Here is a 16,447-nt window from a genome sequence, read left to right as displayed (position 1 = left end):
CGCACCGCTATAAAGCACGACACGCGGCCGCCCTTCGGGGCGGCCGTTTGCATCTGACGGTCTTCGTCTTTGAGCGACGGTGCCGACGCCCGCATGATCGCTCTGCCCTTCGCGTATTGCGGCGCCCCTGTGCCGCAGGGAACAGCGCGGGGCGCGTGGCCTGTGGCATCACAGAGGTCCAACACCCTTACAGGAGAAGACCATGACAAACCTGACCCGCCGCAAGGCCCTGATCCTCGCCGCCGGCACGCCGCTGGCGCTCGGCCTTGCCGCCCGCGCACGGGCCGCCACCACCGACGTCGCGATCCAGGGCATGGCGTTCGCGCCCGCCACGATCACCATCGCCACAGGCGATAGTGTCCGCTGGACCAATGCCGATGGCGCGCCCCATACCGCGACCTTCCGCGATGCGGGCCTCGATACCGGGCGGCTCAATCGTGGCGACACGGGCGAGCTGAGCTTCGACACGCCCGGCACCTACGATTATGTCTGCGCCATTCACCCGTCGATGCGCGGGCAGGTCATCGTGACCGGCTGACGCGGCATCAAAAACGGCTCGCAGGCAAGAACTTGTGGAAACCGAGCGATTTCCCGCCTACCTTGACCGTCTGACCAAAGATTGCCGAGGGTCCCTTGCCTGCGAGTTTCCGGATTTTGCCCGCCCGCGGGCTTGCTTATGTGCGTTATTGGGATTTCGTCTCGATCGACGATACCGTGCGCCTGATCCGGGACTATCTGGCACATCCCGACCGCTCGCCGGGGCAAAAACAGCTGATCGACCTGTCGGATGTCAGCGGTTTCGAAGCCGATATCGTCCGGCTGATGGAATTGCAGGCCCAGAAGGCCGAGATCTTCCGCCCCGCCAATGGCAGCCAGACCCTGCTTGTCTATTACGCGCCCCATGACGAAGGCTTCGAGATGGCCAAGCTGATCATGCGCTCGTGGCAGGGGGTGACCTCGGTCGTGTCCACTATCCAGCGTCGCGAATCGCACGCTCTCGATATCCTCGGCCTGCCCGAACGCGGAATGGAAGCGCTGCTTTCGGGCGCGCAGTGACGGGCGAACACAGTGGGCGCTGCTGCCCGCCTTGCGATGAAAGCCGCGCCGCGACGTCGCGCTTGCGGATGGTTGCAAAACTCCTGAAACAATCGGAATTTAACGAGTGTTCAATTCCATGAGCCAAGGGAGGGACGCGCATGGATTTCGCCCTGAGCGACGAGCAGGTCGCGATTTTCGACATGGCGCACGCCTTCGGGCAGGAGCATATCGCGCCTCATGCCCGGCAATGGGAGGCCGAGGGCAGTATCCCACGCGATCTGTGGCCCAAACTGGCCGAGCTGGGCCTTGGCGGACTATATGTCAGCGAGGACAACGGCGGGACCGGGCTGTCGCGGCTCGACGCGGTTCTGGTGTTCGAGGCTCTCAGCATGGCCTGCCCTTCGGTCGCGTCCTTCCTGTCGATCCACAATATGTGCGCCGCGATGCTGGACAAGTTCGGTTCGGACGATGTGAAGGCCCGCGTCCTTGCCCCCGCCGTGACGATGGAGAAAGTCCTGTCCTATTGCCTGACCGAACCCGGCGCGGGGTCGGACGCGGCGGCGCTGAAGACGCGCGCGGCGAAGGGCAATGACGGCTACCGACTGAACGGGACCAAGGCTTTCATCTCGGGCGGCGGCTATTCGGACGTTTATGTCGTGATGTGCCGCACGGGCGATGACGGGCCCAAAGGCATTTCCACAGTGGTGGTCGAGCATGGGACCGAGGGTCTGTCCTATGGCGGGCTCGAGGACAAGATGGGCTGGCGCAGTCAGCCCACCCGTCAGGTGCAGTTCGACGATTGCGTCGTACCGCTGGAAAACCTTGTGGGGGCCGAAGGCGACGGGTTCAAATACGCGATGATCGGGCTCGATGGCGGCCGGCTGAACATCTCGGCCTGTTCCTTGGGCGGTGCGCAGGCCGCGCTGACCCAGACGCTGGCCTATATGGGCGAGCGCAAGGCCTTCGGCAAAAGCATCGACCAGTTTCAGGCGCTGCAATTCCGGCTGGCGGATATGGAGATCGAGCTGCAGGCGGCCCGCACCTTCCTGCGGCAGGCGGCGTGGAAGCTCGACCAGAAGGCGCCCGATGCGACCAAGTTCTGCGCCATGGCAAAGAAATTCGTTACCGAGGCCGGATCGCGCATCGCCGACCAGTGCCTTCAGCTTCACGGGGGCTATGGTTACCTTGCCGATTACGGGATCGAGAAGCTCGTACGCGATCTTCGCGTGCACCAGATCCTTGAGGGCACGAATGAAATCATGCGCCTGATCACCGTTCGGGCGCTGCTGGCTGAGAGGGGCTGATGGAACCCGAAATCATCATCCGCAAGGATGGACGCGCCGGGCGGCTGACCTTGAACCGTCCCAAAGCCCTGAACGCGCTGACGCATGACATTTGCCTGAAAACGACCGAGGCGCTGGAAGCGTGGCGCGACGATCCGTCCGTCGCGCTGGTGATCCTTGAAGGCACGGGCGACCGGGCCTTTTGCGCGGGCGGCGACGTGGCGCAGGTGACCGCGGCGGGCAAGGCGGGCGACTACGCGATGGGCCGGGATTTCTGGCGCGACGAGTACCGCATGAACCTGCTGCTCTCGACCTATCCCAAGCCTGTCATCAGCTTCATGCACGGCTTCGTCATGGGCGGCGGCGTGGGCTATGGCTGCCACATCCCCTTCCGCGTGGTGGGCGAGTCGACGCAGATGGCGATGCCCGAATGCGGCATCGGCATGATCCCCGATGTCGGCGGCACCTGGCTTCTGGGTCGCGCGCCGGGTCATCTGGGTCTTTATCTTGCGCTGACGTCGGCGCGGATGGGTCCGGGTGACGCGATCCACGCGCGCTTCGCCAACCGCTTCATCCCCGAGGCCGAATGGGACACGGTGAAAGCAAGGCTCTGCGAAACCGGCGACGTGATCGAACTGCCCGCCCATGCGACCCCCGAAAGCACCATGGCCGCGCAGCAACACCATATCGACGCGCTCTTCGCGGGCGAGACGATGGGCGATTTCCTGTCGACGCTCAAAGACGATAACTCGGAACTGGCGGCGCAGACGCTCAAGGCGATCGGGCGGAATTCGCCCCTGTCGATGGCCTGCACGCTGGCCATGCTGCGCCCCGCGCCGGCCAGCCTCGCCGAGGCTTTGCAGCAGGAATTCCGCTGGACATGGCGCTCGATGCAGCACGCGGATTTCATCGAGGGCGTGCGCGCATTGCTCATCGACAAGGATCGCAATCCCCAATGGCGCCACGACGCCCCCGACGCCGTGCCCGAGGCCGATGTCGCGGCGATGCTCGCGAGCCTCGGCGAGAACGAACTGACATTTTCCTGACGCAGCCTGCGCCAGCGGATCAAGAGGAGGAGCCGCAATGAACATCGCCTTTATCGGTCTTGGCAATATGGGCGCGCCGATGGCGCAGAACCTGATCAAGGCTGGCCATACCGTGACCGGTTTCGACACCGCCGCTGCGCCCGAGGGCATCACCATGGCGACCTCGGCCCCTGAGGCCGTCCAGGACGCCGATGTGGTCATCACCATGCTGCCCAACGGCGCGATCCTGCGCTCGGTCGCCAATCTGGTGATCCCGGCAATGAAGGCGGGCGCGGTGCTGTGCGATTGCTCGACGGTCGATGTCGACAGCGCCAAGGCCGTGGCCGAACAGGCCGAAGCCGCCGGTCTGGGGGCGCTCGATGCGCCGGTCTCGGGCGGCGTGGGTGGGGCGTCGGCGGGCACGTTGACCTTCATGGTGGGCGGCGGCGACGCGGCCTTCGCCACCGTCCAGCCGCTGTTCGAGATCATGGGCCAGAAAGCCGTCCATTGCGGCGCGGCCGGTGCTGGCCAGTCGGCCAAGATCTGCAACAACATGATCCTCGGCGTGACGATGATCGCCACCTGCGAGGCCTTCGCGCTGGCCGACAAGCTTGGGCTCGACCGGCAGAAGATGTATGATGTCGTCAGCACCTCGTCGGGCTATAGCTGGACGATGAACGCCTATACTCCGGCCCCCGGCGTCGGAGCGACCAGCCCTGCCGATAACGGCTACAAGCCCGGTTTCGCCGCCGAGCTGATGCTCAAGGACCTGCGTCTGTCGCAACAGGCGGCTGAAAGCGCCGATGCCGACACGCCGATGGGCCAGCTTGCCGCCGCGCTCTATGAACATTTCGTTGAGCAGGAAAACGGCAAGGGCATGGATTTCTCGGCCATGCTGCCGCGCTTCGAGAAACGCGGGCGCGGCTGATGCCGCAGGGCTGGGCGCAGGCGGCCTTTCCCGGACTGGCCGAGGCCGATCGCGCCCGGCTCGACGCCCTGCCCCTTCACGGGCTTCCGGCCAGCACCCGGCTTTTCGGCCCGGGCGAAACCGCGCAAGGGTTCGCAGTGGTGCTGTCGGGCCGGGTCGAGGTCTCGCTCACCGGGCCGTCGGGGCGCGAGATCCTGCTTTATTCCATCGAACCGGGCCAGAGCTGCATCCAGTCGACGCTGGGCCTGATGGGCGGCGAGCCCTATACCGGTGAGGCGATGACGGTCCGCGACACCCGTCTCGCCGTGATCCCCGCGCCACTGTTCCGGGCGCTGATGGACCATTCCGAACCGTTCCGTGCGCAGGTCTTCCGCGCCTTCGCCGCCCGGATGAGCGACATGACCCATCTGCTGGAACGCGTGGCCTTCACCCGGGTCGAGGCCCGGCTGGCGCAGGCGCTGCTGGATATAGCAGTCGAGGGCACGATCACCGCCACCCATGCCGACCTTGCCGCCCGGATCGGATCGGCGCGCGAGGTCGTGTCGCGGCGGCTCGAAGCGCTGGCAAGGCGCGGGCTGGTGAGCACCGAGCGCGGGCGCATCCTTCTGCGCGATCAGACGGGGCTGCGACAGCTTGCCTCGGTCGGGTAACGACCGGGATGTGACCATGTCACAGACGGCGGGATCGTGGGGGCGTATCCAAGGGGCAGAGCTCATCCCCGTCTGCCCCAAAGGAGAATTCCCATGTTCGCGCGCAATGAAGGCGGTCTCGACCGCGCCCTCCGCGTCATCGTAGGCCTCGCCCTGATCGCCGGTTTCTTCGTCTTCCCCGAGGCGCCCTACCGCTGGGCGTTCCTTCTGGGTCTCGTGCCGCTGGTCACGGGCCTCGTCGGCACCTGCCCGCTCTATTCACTGCTGCGCATCAATACCTGCCCGACAAAGCGCCCGTAACGCCGCGCTCTTGACGGCGCGCGCCCTCCGCCCGGGCCGGAGGGGCCAACCGGCCCTGACACGCCGCGCGAAGGCTCCCCTTGCGGGGGCCTGAGCGCGGCGTTTCCCGGTCACCACAGAAACGGTTGCGCCTTACTGCGCCGCATCCACCATCCGCTCGGCTGCCTGATGCGCCCACATCTGCGCATAGCGCTGTCCCAGCGCCAGCAGTTCGGCATGGCTGCCGGTCTCGACCACCTCGCCCGCTTCCAGAACCACGATCCGGTCGGCATCAACCACGGTCGAGAGCCGGTGCGCGATGCTGATTACCGTCCGCCCCCGCCCAGCTGCCGACAGCGCCTCTTGAATCGAGCGTTCCGTCTGCGTGTCGAGCGCCGAGGTCGCCTCATCCAGCAACAAGATCGCCGGATCCTTCAGAAGCGTGCGCGCGATGCCGACCCGCTGCTTCTCGCCGCCCGACAATTTCAGCCCCCGCTCGCCCACCTGCGTATCATAGCCGTCAGGCAGGGACTGGATGAAATCGTGGATCCGCGCGGCTTTGGCGGCGGCCTCGACCTCGGCCACGCTGGCCTCGTCCCGGCCATAGGCGATGTTGTAGAAGATCGTGTCGTTGAACAGCACCGTATCTTGCGGCACCACGCCGATCGCCTGATGCAGACTGTCGAGCGTCACGTCGCGGATATCCTGTCCGTCGATCTCGATCGCTCCGCCGGTCACGTCGTAGAAGCGGAACAACAGCCGCCCGATGGTGGATTTGCCGCTGCCCGAATGCCCGACCAGCGCCAGCGTCTGACCGGCGGGCACATCGAGCGTGATCCCCTTCAGGATGGGCCGCGCGGGATCATAGGCGAAGCGCACATCCTTCAGCGTCACATGCCCGCCGCGCAGCGCCAGCGCCGGGGCGCGGGGTTTCTCATGCACATCGGGCGGCTGTTCGAGCAGGCCGAACATCTCGCCCATATCGACAAGCGCCTGCCGGATCTCGCGATAGACGGTGCCCAGAAAGCCCAAAGGCATGGTGATCTGGATCATATAGGCGTTGACCATGACGAAATCGCCGACCGTCAGCGTCCCCGCCTGCACGCCCCGGGCCGCCATGACCATCACCGCCACCAGCCCCGAGGTGATCAGCGCCGTCTGGCCGAAATTCAGGATCGCCAGCGAATAGGACGTCTTCAGCGCGGCCTGTTCATAGCCCGCCATCGCCCCGTCATAGCGGCGGCTCTCGCGCGCCTCTGCGTTGAAATACTTGACGGTTTCGAAATTCAGCAGGCTGTCGATCGCCTTCTGGTTGGCGTCGGTATCCTGCTTGTTCATCTCGCGCCGGATCTTCACGCGCCATTCGGTCACGAGGAAGGTATAGGTCACGTAGAGCGTGATCACCCCGAGGATCACCACCATATACCAGACATCGAACATGATCGTCATGATCACGCCGATCAGCAGAAGCTCCAGCACCAGCGGGCCGATCGAGAACAGGAGGAAACGCAGCAGGAACTCGACGCCCTTCACACCGCGCTCGATGATGCGGCTCAGCCCGCCCGTCTTGCGCGTCAGGTGATAGCGCAGGCTAAGCTGGTGCATATGCGTGAAAGTTTCGAGCGCCAGCCTGCGCAGCGCGCGCTGTGCCACCGCCGCGAACAGCGCGTCGCGCAATTGCTGGAAGCCGTTGTTCATCAGCCGGGCAAGGCCATAGGCCACGGTCAGCCCGACCGCGCCGATCCCCACCAGCCAGCCTGCGTCCAGCTCACTCGGGGCGAGCGCATCGACCGCGCCCTTGTAGAGCAACGGCGTGCCCACCGCGATCAGCTTCGAGGCCAGAAGCGCCAGCATTGCCAGCACCACGCGGGCGCGCAAGGTTGTCTGTCCTTCGGGCCACAGATAGGGCGCGACCTTGGTAATCGTCGCCCAGCCCGAGGCGCGGGTTTCGCTGGGATCGGAAGGCAGCGCGTTCGAACTGGGGCGATATCTCATTCAGGCTCCGGGCTGGCGACGGGGCGGCGGATGCACCCTGTGGCGCATCCGGCGGCGGGCTCGCGGGGAACACAGATAGCCACCCGGCCGCGCCGGGGCCAGCCCGAAGGCGGAAGACCGGGCGAATTGGCGGGTCTCAGCGGTCCGGAAGACTGAAAATCTGTCCCGGATAGATCAGGTCGGGGTCGCGGATCTGGCTGCGATTGGCCCGGTAGATGATCACGTATTGCTCGCCCTGCCCGTAGCGCTCGCGCGAGATATGCCACAGCGTGTGGCCGGGCTGCACGGTGATCAGCGACACGCTGGGCGCCGGGGTGGTCGGGGGCGATGAGGACGGCATGTCTGTAGCGACGCGCGCGGCGGGCTGCGGGTCGGTCGGCATAACTCTCGGCGCCGTCGCGGGAACCGGGCGCGTGCGGTTGTCCGGCGCGGCCCCGTCGGGCTCGGTGCCCGCACTGGCCGGCGGTGCGGCGGTTTCAATCCGCGTTTGCGTCGATTGCGCGGGTGGCGGCGGGGCGGCAGAGGCGCTGGCTTGCGCATCCGTCGCAGCAGGCGCCGCGCCCCGGCTGTCGCCTTGCGGCGCCGGGCGGCTCTCGTCGCTGGTCTGGCCGCTACTTTGCGCCCCGGTTCCGGTCCCGGTCATGTCGGATCTATCGAGCACAGCGATCTGCGCCGGCTCTTCCGCATCGGGCGCCAGGGGCTCGTCGGGCGTCGTCGCGGGCGCGGCCGTGACGGCTGGCGCATCGCCCCCCTCGCCCTGCGCGGCATCCGGAGCCGGGGGCGCGATTTGCGTCTCGCCCCCGGGCACCGAAGGTTCCTGAGCCTCGGCCTGCGCCTGAGCGTCGTTCTGCGCGTCGATCTGTGCCTGCGCGGCGGCCACGCGGGCCGGGTCTTCGCGCTGGAACGGCGTCTCGAAGCGCGAGGCCACATCGCCGCCCTCGCTCAGTTGATCGACGCGCAAGGTATAGACGCCCGGCGCGATAGCGGGCAGGTCCAGCCGCCAGTCGCCCGCCTCGGCCCGCGCAGTCGCGATGGCGCGGTTGTCGAGATAGATGCGCAGATCGGCCTGCGGATTGACGCCCGCCGCACGGCCCGAGATCTGCACGTCGCCGCTTTCGGAATAGCTGATCGTGTCGATGACCACGTTATCCATGACATTCGGACCGGGATCGAGCACCTCGACCTGCCCGTCCCCGCGCAGCAGGAACGCGGTCGGCAGTTCGGCGGCGCTTTCCTGCGGGACCTCCTGCGCTTGCGCGTCGGGCGTCTCAGTCACAGGTGCTGCGGCTTCGGTCTGAGCCACCACGGGCGCTTCGGGCGTCACCTCAGGCGTTTCTACGCCAACTGGCGCGGCGGGGCGCGGCTGTTCCGGCGCGGACGCTGTTTGCGTATCTAGCGCGGCCTCTGCGACGGCTTCCGGCGCGTCGGCGATCGAGGTTGGCTCAAGCGGCGCTTCAGGCACGGGCGCTTCCGGCACGGAGACCATCGGGGACGTGTCGCCACCCTCGACCTCGTCGGACGTAGCGTCTTGGCCAAGCGGAGCGTCTTCGCTTGCAGGCGCGTCGCTTACGGTCTCATCAGAAAACGCAGGCAAGGCCACATCCGGAACCGACGTTATCTCGGGTGACGAAAGAGACGCCGTTTCTGCAACCGGGTCCTCGGCCTGAACACCCGGCGCGGCCTGCACCGGGGCCTCGGCGGACGCTTCGGGCGCGCGCTCCGGCAACGGCGCCACCTCTGGCGCATCGGGGGCATTGTCCGCCGTCTCGGGGGCGAGGCTGGCCAGCTGTTCGGGCGGCTGCGGCAAGCGCGGCGTCAGGATGACGGTATCGACCGCCTGCGTGACATTGCCCTCGGCATCCTCCATCTCCAGCGTCATCATCTGCGCCGCCTCGCTGGTACCGAGCGAAAAGATCGCCACGAATTGCCCGGCACTGTCAGCCATTGCCTGCGCAACCACCGCGCCATCGACGCGCAGGTTGATCGCAGCGCCCGGCATGGCCGAACCGGCGACAAGGGCCGCACCATCGCGCGCGACGCGGACGACATCGAAAGCGGGCGGAGCCGGCGCCTCGGCAATCTCGACCGTGCTGTCGGGGTCGGCCGGGATGTCGGCGCTCTCGGCCTGCGGCTCGGGCGCGGCAGGTGCCGGGCTTGGGGCCGATGCAACGTCTTGAGAGGGGCCTTCAACGGGGCTGATTTCCCCCGGCGGCGCCGTGTTGGGCACCGTGCCGGGCCGGTCGTTGACGACGACATAAGCCGCGACCCCGGCCGCGACGACCGAGCCGCCCCCCAACCACCAAACGAGCCCCTTAATCATCGCCATGTCACCCCAGGGTCAAACCACCGGGAGCACCGGGCACGCGCCCTTGTTCCCTTGTGACTTCCTTTGTAACAACGCCTGTATCTATGGGCAAAACAATAATCTTCCCCAAGGTCTAGCAAGAGGTCCGCCATGTCCCCCGTCCCGTCTTCGGTCTGCGTTTTCTGTGGCTCGCGTCCCGGCACCGACCCGGCGATGATGCAGGCCGCGCGCGATACCGGCACGATGCTGGCGCGCCGGGGCTGGCGGCTGGTCTATGGCGCGGGCGATATCGGGCTGATGGGGGCCACCGCGCAAGCCACGCAAGAGGCGGGCGGACGCACCTTCGGCGTGATCCCTACCCACCTGATCCATGACGAACTGGCGCGCGCCAGCCTCGATGCGCTGGTCATCACCGAGACGATGCACGAGCGCAAGAAGGTGATGTTCGCCAATTCGCACGCCGCCGTTGTCCTTCCGGGCGGCGCAGGCACGCTGGACGAATTCTTCGAGGTCGTGACATGGGCGCAGATCGGCCTGCACGGCAAACCGGTTATCCTGGTCGATACAAACGGCTTCTGGCAGCCGCTGATCGCGCTGATCGACCATGTGATAGATCAGGGCTTCGCGCCTGCCACTTTGCGTGAATTGGTGACCATCGTCCCCAATATCGCGATGCTTGAAGTGGCACTTGCGGCACACTTACCGAGTTAACCCAGATCAAGCGGCAACGCGTTCTTTACGCTTTTGCGGCATGACGGCAGTCTGAACCCGTTATCCATCCGCCTCAGGATCGACCGACGCCGCAAGCCGCCGGACAGGGAAGGTGCATGTCCGAAAGGCCCCTCCCGGCAGCCAGTCATCGCAAAGCCTGCCCTTGTCAGGAGAGATCATGACCTTTCGCCTTTTCCTTGCGACCGCCGCCTCGCTGGCGCTGACCCTGCCCGCCGCGCCCGCGCAGGCCGATCTGTCGGTGGCCGAGCAGAGCGAGCTATCAAGGCTCGGACAGTCGTTTCTGGAACAGGCGACAGAACCCGGCGCGGGCGAGCGGCTGGCGCGGATGCGCGCCCTGATCGCCGCCGGGCGCGCGGGCCATAGCGGCACGCTGTCGCTGGGGGCGTTCCCCGGCGCGCTGGCACCACTTGCCGGCCCCGTCGCCATCAGCGAACGCGCCGATTACGCTCTGGTCTGCGACACCGAGGTCGAGATCGGGCAGGCCCAGACCGGCCCCACGCGCACACGCGAACGACTGGAACTTCGCCACGTAACCCCCGAGATTATCGCCTTTTCTCTCAGCACATCGGGGGCCGCCACGCATCTGCGGCTGGACGGACGCTCGAACGGGGCGCAAACGGCGCTGGCGCGCTGGCGCTACAGCGGCCCCGAGGGGCGGATGGATGTGGTGCCGATCGGACGCGGCGTGCTCTATCGCGACGATATCAGCCGCGCCGTCCTCGCGCCGCAACAGCCGCATCGGCAAGTGATCGACGACACGCTTCTGGCGGTTGTGTCGGGCAATCCGACATGGTTCATGCCCGCGACCCGCGTCGCGCTCGGCCAGCCCTGGCTGGGGGTCGAGGCGGATGATGCCGGATTTCCGCAGGTCATGGCCCTGCTCGAGCCGTTCATCGGCGCGGGCGCGGCCTTTACCGATATCGATATCGTCTCGGCGGTCAGCGGTCAGCACCGGATGAACAAGCGCGACGGGCTGGTCGTTGAATATGTCGGCCAGCTTGCTTTCGATCTGCCCGACACGGTCGCGCCGTCGCAGAACCTGCGCTTCGCGCTTTTGGGGCATGAGGTCTACGACGTCGAGACGCTGGCGCGCATGGAATCGCGCTTTGACATCGTGCTTCTGGCCGATGGGGCCGAGACCCGGCTGGCCCAGTCGCGCGACTGCGTCTTCAACTGAGCGAACGGCACCCTATACTGCTTTGTTTCAAAAGTAAAAGAGGGCGCCACAAAGCGCCCCCTTTTCCAATTGTCAGGCATTACCAAGGGCGCCTTCAGCCCTTCGCCAGCCGGTCGATCAGCTCGCGGAACTGGGCCAGCTGGTAGCCATATTGCGCGCCCGCCGCAATCAGGTCGTCGGTGGGTTTGCGCCCGGCATTGGCCAGCGCCCAGACGATCGACGAGCGGTTACCCGAGGCGCAATAGGCCAGAACCGGACCGCTCGCTTCGTCAATGGCATTGCGCTGCGCGTCGACATTCTCCTGCGTCAGCGCGCCGCCGATGACCGGATTCAGCACAAAGCCCATCCCCGCCCCTTCGACCAGAGCGCGCATCGCGTCGGCCTGCAGTTCGGGCGGAATCTCGGCATCGGGGCGATTGCAGATCACCGTGGTGTAGCCAGCCGCCTTGATCGCCGCGATATCTTCGGGCTCGATCTGAGGCGAGACGCTGTACGTGTCGGAAAGCGGGCGGATATCCATGCGGGGCGTTCCTTGGCCTTAGGTCAGCTGATTGCTTCGGCCATCCGGTTGAAACGGATCTTGAAGGCCGGCGCGACATACATACCGGCAAACATCGACAACAGGAAGACCGCGCCTCCGACGCCGCCCCAGCTGACCGAGGCCATGGCCGGTCCTGGGCACAGACCCACAAGGCCCCAGCCCGCGCCGAACATCAGCGAACCGATCATCAGGTTGCGGTCGATCTGAGAGCCGGGCTTTTCAGGCAAAGCCGTGCCCAGAACCGAGCGCGCGCGCCGCGCGGCGACGTTCCACGCCACGATCATCGGCAGGATCGCCCCGCCGAGCACAAAGGCCAGCGTCGGATCCCAGTCGCCGAAAATGTCGAGCCAGCCCTGCACTTTGGTGGTGTCGGTCATGCCCGAGACAAGCAGACCCGCACCGAACAGGCCGCCAGCAATGAAAGCAGTGATATTGCGCAGCATCAGATCGATCCAAACAGGTGACGGAAGACGATAACGGCGAGGCCGCCGGCGAAGAGATAGAATATGGTGGCGGCGATACCGCGCAGCGAGAAGCGCGAGATGCCGCAGACGCCGTGGCCCGAGGTACAGCCATTAGCCATCCGCGTGCCCACGCCCACCAGAAGACCTGCCAGCACGACGGCAGGCATGTTGTCGGTAATGTTGGTGCTGACCGGCGCCTCGAAGAACTGCTTGAGAACCGCAGGCACCAGCGCGAGCCCGGCAACAAAGGTCAGACGTTCGGCCCAGGTGCCCCAGCCCGAGCGGTCGACCAGACCGCCGACGATGCCCGAGGCCCCCATGACCCGGCCGTTAACCAGAAGGTAGAAGGCAGCTGCGCTGCCGATCATGAGACCTCCGACGAGGCCCCAAATCCAATCGATTGGCATTTCGTATTTTCCCGTTTTCCGTGGCAGGCGGCCCGGCTTGCTTGACGTCCGGATCCGCATGGTGAGACACAAAGCTCTGCCGCGACATCAAGACATCACGGCAGGCTTTTGTTTTATATTTGCTTTTCTTGCCCCTGAGTGGGGTCGATCAAAGCCCGTTGACCGGCACTTTCAGATAGCTGACGCCGTTATCTTCCGCCGGCGGCATCTGGCCCGCGCGCATATTGACCTGCAGCGAGGGGATGATCAGCCGCGGCATGGCCAGCGTCGAGTCGCGCTCGGTCCGCATCGAGACGAATTCGTCTGCGGGCTTGCCGGCGCCGACATGGATGTTGAACGCCTTCTGCTCGGCCACACTGGTTTCCCAGGCGAACTCGTCGCGACCCGGTGCCTTGTAATCGTGGCCCACGAAGATGCGGGTTTCATCCGGCAGCGACAGGATCTTCTGGATCGAGGCATAGAGCGTCTCGGCCGAGCCGCCGGGGAAGTCGCAACGCGCGGTGCCGAAATCGGGCATGAACAGCGTGTCGCCCACGAAGGCCGCGTCGCCGATGACATAGGTCAGGCAGGCGGGGGTGTGGCCGGGCGTGTGCAACACGTCGCCGCGCATCTGGCCGATATGAAAGCTGTCGCCTTCCTTGAAGAGCGCGTCGAATTGCGAACCGTCGCGCTGGAACTCGGTGCCTTCGTTAAAGACCTTGCCAAACGTGTCCTGCACCACGGCGATATTCTCGCCGATGGCGATCTTGCCGCCCAGTTGCTCCTGGATATAGGGCGCGGCGGAGAGGTGGTCGGCATGGACATGCGATTCCAGCAGCCATTCGACCTCGAACCCCTTCTCTTTCACGAAGGCGATGACGGCATCGGCCGAGCGGGTATCGGTCCGCCCGGACGCGTAGTCGAAGTCGAGCACGCTGTCGACAATCGCGCATTTGCTGCTCGAAGGGTCGCGCACCACATAGGTGATGGTGAAGGTCGCTTCGTCGAAGAAGCCATAGACTTCGGGTTTCATGGCGGGCTCCATATTCCGTTTGCTGAATGCAACATACACTCTTTCAGACACATTTCAAGTTTTGAATGTGAATATTTGATATGGATCATGCAGCTTTCAGGGCCAGATCGTAGAATAACCCGGAAATGATAAAGGAGAAGCCTATGCCCGGCACCCCGGAACGCTCGGTTGCGGAGCGGAAGACGCAGCTCCTGGCCCGCCTGCGCGAACTCGATTCGCGCCTGCACGACATCCAGGACGAATTGCTGACGCACGATTCGAAGGATTGGGAGGAACTCGCCACCGAGCGCGAGCAGGACGAGATGCTCACCTCGATGGGCGAGGAAGGCCAGCAGGAGATCCGCGCGATCCGGGCGGCTTTCAAGCGCATGGACGAAGGCGAATACGGCTTTTGCGTCACCTGCGGCACCGAGATCAGCGCCGAGCGGCTCGATGTCCTGCCCGCGACGCCCTTCTGCGCCGACTGCGCGCCGTGATTAGCAGGGCGCAGACAAAGCCGCCCTGCCCTGCGCACAGAACCTGAACCGAGCACCCGCGCGTCAATCGCGCGGGTGTTTTGCCTTGCATGCCCAGCGCCCGGATTCGCGGCTCCAGTACTCTGCCGCGACTCCGGCGCCGGTCAGCGCGCGCCATTGATCGCGCGCCCGCGCCACGGCGCTTTCGTCCATGCCGTCGAACACCACGCAGAGCCGGTCGACCGCCTGCGCCTCGTCCGGGACCACCTCGGCCCCGTCGAGCGTCACCAGACAGCCCGGCCTGTTGGCCAGCCCTGAAGCGGGCGTTTCTTCCCAGACCAGAAGGCAGGGTTGATCCGCGTCATGCGGCCCACCCGCCATGCCATGCGGCAGGAAGCCGTCGCCGTGCCACAAGATCCGGTCGAGGCTGTCCATCCGCGCCTTGTCGGTGCCGCGCAGCGCGACATTGAGCCCGATCTCGTTCGCCTTGCCGATCAGAAGCGGCAGCAGCGCTTCGACCGGATCGCGGGTGAGGTGATAGAATCGGGCGACGGCCATGGATCAGCTTTCGAACCTTGCCTTGATCAGCGCGTCCAGCGTGCGCACCCCCCAGCCGCTGGCCCCTTTGGGGGCGAGCGTGGTGTCCGAGGCCGGATAGGCGGTGCCCGCGATGTCGATATGGATCCAGGGCTGGTCCTTCTTGATGAAGCGCTGCAGGAACTGGGCGGCGGTGATCGCCCCGGCCCAGCGCCCGCCGGTATTCTTCATGTCGGCCATGCGGCTCTTGATGAGCTGGTCGTAAGCCGGGCCCAGCGGCAGGCGCCACGCGCCTTCGTCCTGCGCGTCGGCGGCCTTGAGCAGCGCGTTGCACAGATCGTCGTCATTCGAGAACACGCCCGAATTCTCGTAGCCCAGCGCCACCATGCAGGCGCCGGTCAGCGTGGCGAGGTCGATGATGCCGGAAGGCTTGAACCGTTCCTGCGCGTACCAGAGCACATCGGCCAGAACGAGCCGCCCTTCTGCATCGGTGTTGATGATCTCGATCGTGTCGCCCTTCATCGAGGTGACGACATCGCCGGGACGCTGCGCCTTGCCGTCGGGCATGTTCTCGACCAGCCCCACAAGCCCGACGACATGCGCCTTGGCCTTGCGCAGGGCGAGCGCCTTCATCGTGCCCGCGACGGTGCCCGCGCCGCCCATATCCATGATCATCTCTTCCATGCCGCTGGCAGGCTTGATCGAGATGCCGCCGGTGTCGAAGACCACGCCCTTGCCCACCAGCGCGAAAGGCGCGCCCTCGGCGCCCTTCCATTGCATGACGACCACCTTGGACGGGCTTTCCGACCCCTGCCCCACGCCCAGAAGCGCGCGCATGCCCAGCTTTTCCAGTTCGGGCTCGTCGAGCACCTCGACCTCGAGCCCCAGCTTGCGCAGCGCCACGAGACGCTTGGCGAATTCCACGGTGGTCAGGATATTGGCCGGATCGTTGACCAGATCGCGGGTGAAATGCACCCCATCGGCCACGGCAAGCACTTCGCTGGCCGCCGCCGCCGCGTGGTCGGGATCGTTGACGCAGAAATTGATCGCGCCGGGCGTTTTCGGGGCTTCGGCCCGGCGGGCATAGCTGTAGGCCCGCAGCGCCGCGCCCTCGACCAACGGGGCGATGGACTTGACCGCCTTGGCCAGAACCAGCGCGCCGGCGGGCTTCAGCGCCTTGCCGATGCTGGCCCCGGCCTTGCGCAGGACCGTGGCATCGGCGCGGCGCGGCAGCTTGATGAGCAGGATCGCGCTGGCGGCCATGTTCGACGGATAGGCGAGCACCATCGCCTCGCCCTCGGCCACGCCGTCCCATGCATCCGAGGTCAGCGCCCGCGTCAGCGCGCCCTTGGTCACCCGGTCGACGCGCCGCGCCTCGGGGTCAAGCGCCAGATCGCCGAAAACGGCGACAAGGCCGGGATGGGCAGCAATCGCGGCGGGATCGGGGGCGGTGAACTGAATGTCGGGAAGGGCCATGAGAAATCGTCCTGATCTGTGTTGCGCGAAACCTAGCCCGCGTCCGCCCGATTGGAAAGTCCGGTGCGCAATCCGATTTCCCCCCGTTTTCAGGCAGGAAACGGCCATCGGGCGGTGCTGTGCCGATTGACGGTTTCGCAGGC

General features: G+C 65.9%; 18 protein-coding genes. 10 read left to right on the top strand and 8 right to left on the bottom strand.

Annotated features, from left to right (window positions below):
* Positions 1–202: 202 nt before the first annotated feature.
* The 7 genes from JI664_RS05350 to JI664_RS05320 all read left to right on the top strand — a co-directional run bounded on the left by JI664_RS05350 (position 203) and on the right by JI664_RS05320 (position 5,224).
* Complete coding sequence (locus JI664_RS05350) at positions 203–538, top strand: cupredoxin domain-containing protein (RefSeq protein WP_207012693.1); 336 nt, start codon at positions 203–205, stop codon at positions 536–538.
* A 95-nt stretch (positions 539–633) separates the two neighbouring features.
* On the top strand, positions 634–1,056 hold the full coding sequence (locus JI664_RS05345) for a hypothetical protein (RefSeq protein WP_207012692.1): 423 nt from the start codon (positions 634–636) through the stop codon (positions 1,054–1,056).
* Between the two features lie 140 nt (positions 1,057–1,196).
* Positions 1,197–2,342, top strand: a complete 1,146-nt coding sequence (locus JI664_RS05340) for an acyl-CoA dehydrogenase family protein (protein ID WP_207012691.1) — start codon at positions 1,197–1,199, stop codon at positions 2,340–2,342.
* Positions 2,342–3,367, top strand: coding sequence for an enoyl-CoA hydratase/isomerase family protein (locus JI664_RS05335; RefSeq protein WP_207012690.1), 1,026 nt, complete (start codon positions 2,342–2,344; stop codon positions 3,365–3,367). The genes JI664_RS05340 and JI664_RS05335 overlap by 1 nt, the downstream gene beginning before the upstream one ends.
* A gap of 37 nt (positions 3,368–3,404) precedes the next feature.
* Entirely contained in the window at positions 3,405–4,274 is an 870-nt protein-coding gene (gene mmsB / locus JI664_RS05330) for a 3-hydroxyisobutyrate dehydrogenase (protein ID WP_207012689.1), read from the top strand.
* Positions 4,274–4,924, top strand: coding sequence for a Crp/Fnr family transcriptional regulator (locus tag JI664_RS05325; protein WP_207012688.1), 651 nt, complete (start codon positions 4,274–4,276; stop codon positions 4,922–4,924). The genes mmsB and JI664_RS05325 overlap by 1 nt, the downstream gene beginning before the upstream one ends.
* 93 nt (positions 4,925–5,017) lie before the next feature.
* A complete protein-coding gene (locus tag JI664_RS05320) occupies positions 5,018–5,224 on the top strand; it encodes a YgaP family membrane protein (RefSeq protein WP_207012687.1) in 207 nt (68 codons plus the stop codon).
* A 132-nt stretch (positions 5,225–5,356) separates the two neighbouring features.
* Here JI664_RS05320 and JI664_RS05315 read toward each other — a convergent pair whose 3' ends face one another.
* Positions 5,357–7,198, bottom strand: coding sequence for an ABCB family ABC transporter ATP-binding protein/permease (locus JI664_RS05315; RefSeq protein WP_207012686.1), 1,842 nt, complete (start codon positions 7,196–7,198; stop codon positions 5,357–5,359).
* A gap of 136 nt (positions 7,199–7,334) precedes the next feature.
* Positions 7,335–9,524 carry a LysM peptidoglycan-binding domain-containing protein gene (locus JI664_RS05310; RefSeq protein ID WP_207012685.1) on the bottom strand — a complete coding sequence of 730 codons (2,190 nt, stop codon included), beginning with the start codon at positions 9,522–9,524 and terminating at the stop codon, positions 7,335–7,337.
* A 129-nt stretch (positions 9,525–9,653) separates the two neighbouring features.
* Between JI664_RS05310 and JI664_RS05305 the strand changes: the two genes are divergently transcribed.
* Positions 9,654–10,214, top strand: a complete 561-nt coding sequence (locus JI664_RS05305; RefSeq protein WP_207012684.1) for a TIGR00730 family Rossman fold protein — start codon at positions 9,654–9,656, stop codon at positions 10,212–10,214.
* 178 nt (positions 10,215–10,392) lie between these two features.
* Positions 10,393–11,412: a hypothetical protein gene (locus tag JI664_RS05300; RefSeq protein WP_207012683.1), complete on the top strand. Its 1,020-nt coding sequence runs from the start codon at positions 10,393–10,395 to the stop codon at positions 11,410–11,412.
* 94 nt (positions 11,413–11,506) lie between these two features.
* Here the strand turns inward: JI664_RS05300 and JI664_RS05295 are convergent, their stop codons facing one another.
* The 4 genes from JI664_RS05295 to JI664_RS05280 all read right to left on the bottom strand — a co-directional run bounded on the left by JI664_RS05295 (position 11,507) and on the right by JI664_RS05280 (position 13,836).
* The gene (locus JI664_RS05295; RefSeq protein WP_207012682.1) at positions 11,507–11,932 is read right to left on the bottom strand and encodes a TIGR01244 family sulfur transferase; all 426 of its coding nucleotides are present in this window, start codon (positions 11,930–11,932) and stop codon (positions 11,507–11,509) included.
* 23 nt (positions 11,933–11,955) lie between these two features.
* Positions 11,956–12,396 carry a DUF6691 family protein gene (locus JI664_RS05290; RefSeq protein WP_207012681.1) on the bottom strand — a complete coding sequence of 147 codons (441 nt, stop codon included), beginning with the start codon at positions 12,394–12,396 and terminating at the stop codon, positions 11,956–11,958.
* Entirely contained in the window at positions 12,396–12,824 is a 429-nt protein-coding gene (locus JI664_RS05285) for a YeeE/YedE family protein (protein WP_207012680.1), read from the bottom strand. Before JI664_RS05285 ends, JI664_RS05290 begins: the two co-directional genes overlap by 1 nt.
* A 148-nt stretch (positions 12,825–12,972) precedes the next feature.
* Complete coding sequence (locus JI664_RS05280; RefSeq protein ID WP_207012679.1) at positions 12,973–13,836, bottom strand: MBL fold metallo-hydrolase; 864 nt, start codon at positions 13,834–13,836, stop codon at positions 12,973–12,975.
* A 143-nt stretch (positions 13,837–13,979) separates the two neighbouring features.
* Here JI664_RS05280 and JI664_RS05275 point away from each other — a divergent pair, with 143 nt between their 5' ends.
* Positions 13,980–14,312: a TraR/DksA family transcriptional regulator gene (locus tag JI664_RS05275; protein WP_207012678.1), complete on the top strand. Its 333-nt coding sequence runs from the start codon at positions 13,980–13,982 to the stop codon at positions 14,310–14,312.
* Positions 14,313–14,375: 63 nt separating this feature from the next.
* On the opposite strand, the gene JI664_RS05270 is transcribed toward JI664_RS05275, so the two are convergent.
* Together JI664_RS05270 and JI664_RS05265 are read right to left on the bottom strand one after the other, a co-directional pair.
* Positions 14,376–14,849 (bottom strand): DNA polymerase III subunit chi, encoded by a 474-nt coding sequence (locus tag JI664_RS05270; RefSeq protein WP_207012677.1) that lies wholly within the window; start codon positions 14,847–14,849, stop codon positions 14,376–14,378.
* 3 nt (positions 14,850–14,852) lie between these two features.
* Positions 14,853–16,304, bottom strand: coding sequence for a leucyl aminopeptidase (locus JI664_RS05265; protein WP_207012676.1), 1,452 nt, complete (start codon positions 16,302–16,304; stop codon positions 14,853–14,855).
* Positions 16,305–16,447 lie beyond the last annotated feature (143 nt).

Origin of the sequence: Rhodobacter sp. NTK016B (assembly GCF_017303295.1) — a bacterium.
Lineage (GTDB): Bacteria > Pseudomonadota > Alphaproteobacteria > Rhodobacterales > Rhodobacteraceae > Pararhodobacter.
The sequence above is the reverse complement of the archived record's forward strand: the minus strand, read 5'-3'. Positions and strand labels throughout refer to the sequence as shown.

Excerpts from the sequence above, each read along its gene's own strand:
- JI664_RS05350 (WP_207012693.1), top strand. The coding sequence starts at position 203 with ATGACAAACCTGACCCGCCGCAAGGCCCTGATCCTCGCCGCCGGCACG.
- JI664_RS05340 (WP_207012691.1), top strand. The coding sequence starts at position 1,197 with ATGGATTTCGCCCTGAGCGACGAGCAGGTCGCGATTTTCGACATGGCG.
- JI664_RS05335 (WP_207012690.1), top strand. The coding sequence starts at position 2,342 with ATGGAACCCGAAATCATCATCCGCAAGGATGGACGCGCCGGGCGGCTG.
- mmsB (WP_207012689.1), top strand. The coding sequence starts at position 3,405 with ATGAACATCGCCTTTATCGGTCTTGGCAATATGGGCGCGCCGATGGCG.
- JI664_RS05325 (WP_207012688.1), top strand. The coding sequence starts at position 4,274 with ATGCCGCAGGGCTGGGCGCAGGCGGCCTTTCCCGGACTGGCCGAGGCC.
- JI664_RS05320 (WP_207012687.1), top strand. The coding sequence starts at position 5,018 with ATGTTCGCGCGCAATGAAGGCGGTCTCGACCGCGCCCTCCGCGTCATC.
- JI664_RS05315 (WP_207012686.1), bottom strand. The coding sequence starts at position 7,198 with ATGAGATATCGCCCCAGTTCGAACGCGCTGCCTTCCGATCCCAGCGAA.
- JI664_RS05310 (WP_207012685.1), bottom strand. The coding sequence starts at position 9,524 with ATGGCGATGATTAAGGGGCTCGTTTGGTGGTTGGGGGGCGGCTCGGTC.
- JI664_RS05305 (WP_207012684.1), top strand. The coding sequence starts at position 9,654 with ATGTCCCCCGTCCCGTCTTCGGTCTGCGTTTTCTGTGGCTCGCGTCCC.
- JI664_RS05300 (WP_207012683.1), top strand. The coding sequence starts at position 10,393 with ATGACCTTTCGCCTTTTCCTTGCGACCGCCGCCTCGCTGGCGCTGACC.
- JI664_RS05295 (WP_207012682.1), bottom strand. The coding sequence starts at position 11,932 with ATGGATATCCGCCCGCTTTCCGACACGTACAGCGTCTCGCCTCAGATC.
- JI664_RS05290 (WP_207012681.1), bottom strand. The coding sequence starts at position 12,396 with ATGCTGCGCAATATCACTGCTTTCATTGCTGGCGGCCTGTTCGGTGCG.
- JI664_RS05285 (WP_207012680.1), bottom strand. The coding sequence starts at position 12,824 with ATGCCAATCGATTGGATTTGGGGCCTCGTCGGAGGTCTCATGATCGGC.
- JI664_RS05280 (WP_207012679.1), bottom strand. The coding sequence starts at position 13,836 with ATGAAACCCGAAGTCTATGGCTTCTTCGACGAAGCGACCTTCACCATC.
- JI664_RS05275 (WP_207012678.1), top strand. The coding sequence starts at position 13,980 with ATGCCCGGCACCCCGGAACGCTCGGTTGCGGAGCGGAAGACGCAGCTC.
- JI664_RS05270 (WP_207012677.1), bottom strand. The coding sequence starts at position 14,849 with ATGGCCGTCGCCCGATTCTATCACCTCACCCGCGATCCGGTCGAAGCG.
- JI664_RS05265 (WP_207012676.1), bottom strand. The coding sequence starts at position 16,304 with ATGGCCCTTCCCGACATTCAGTTCACCGCCCCCGATCCCGCCGCGATT.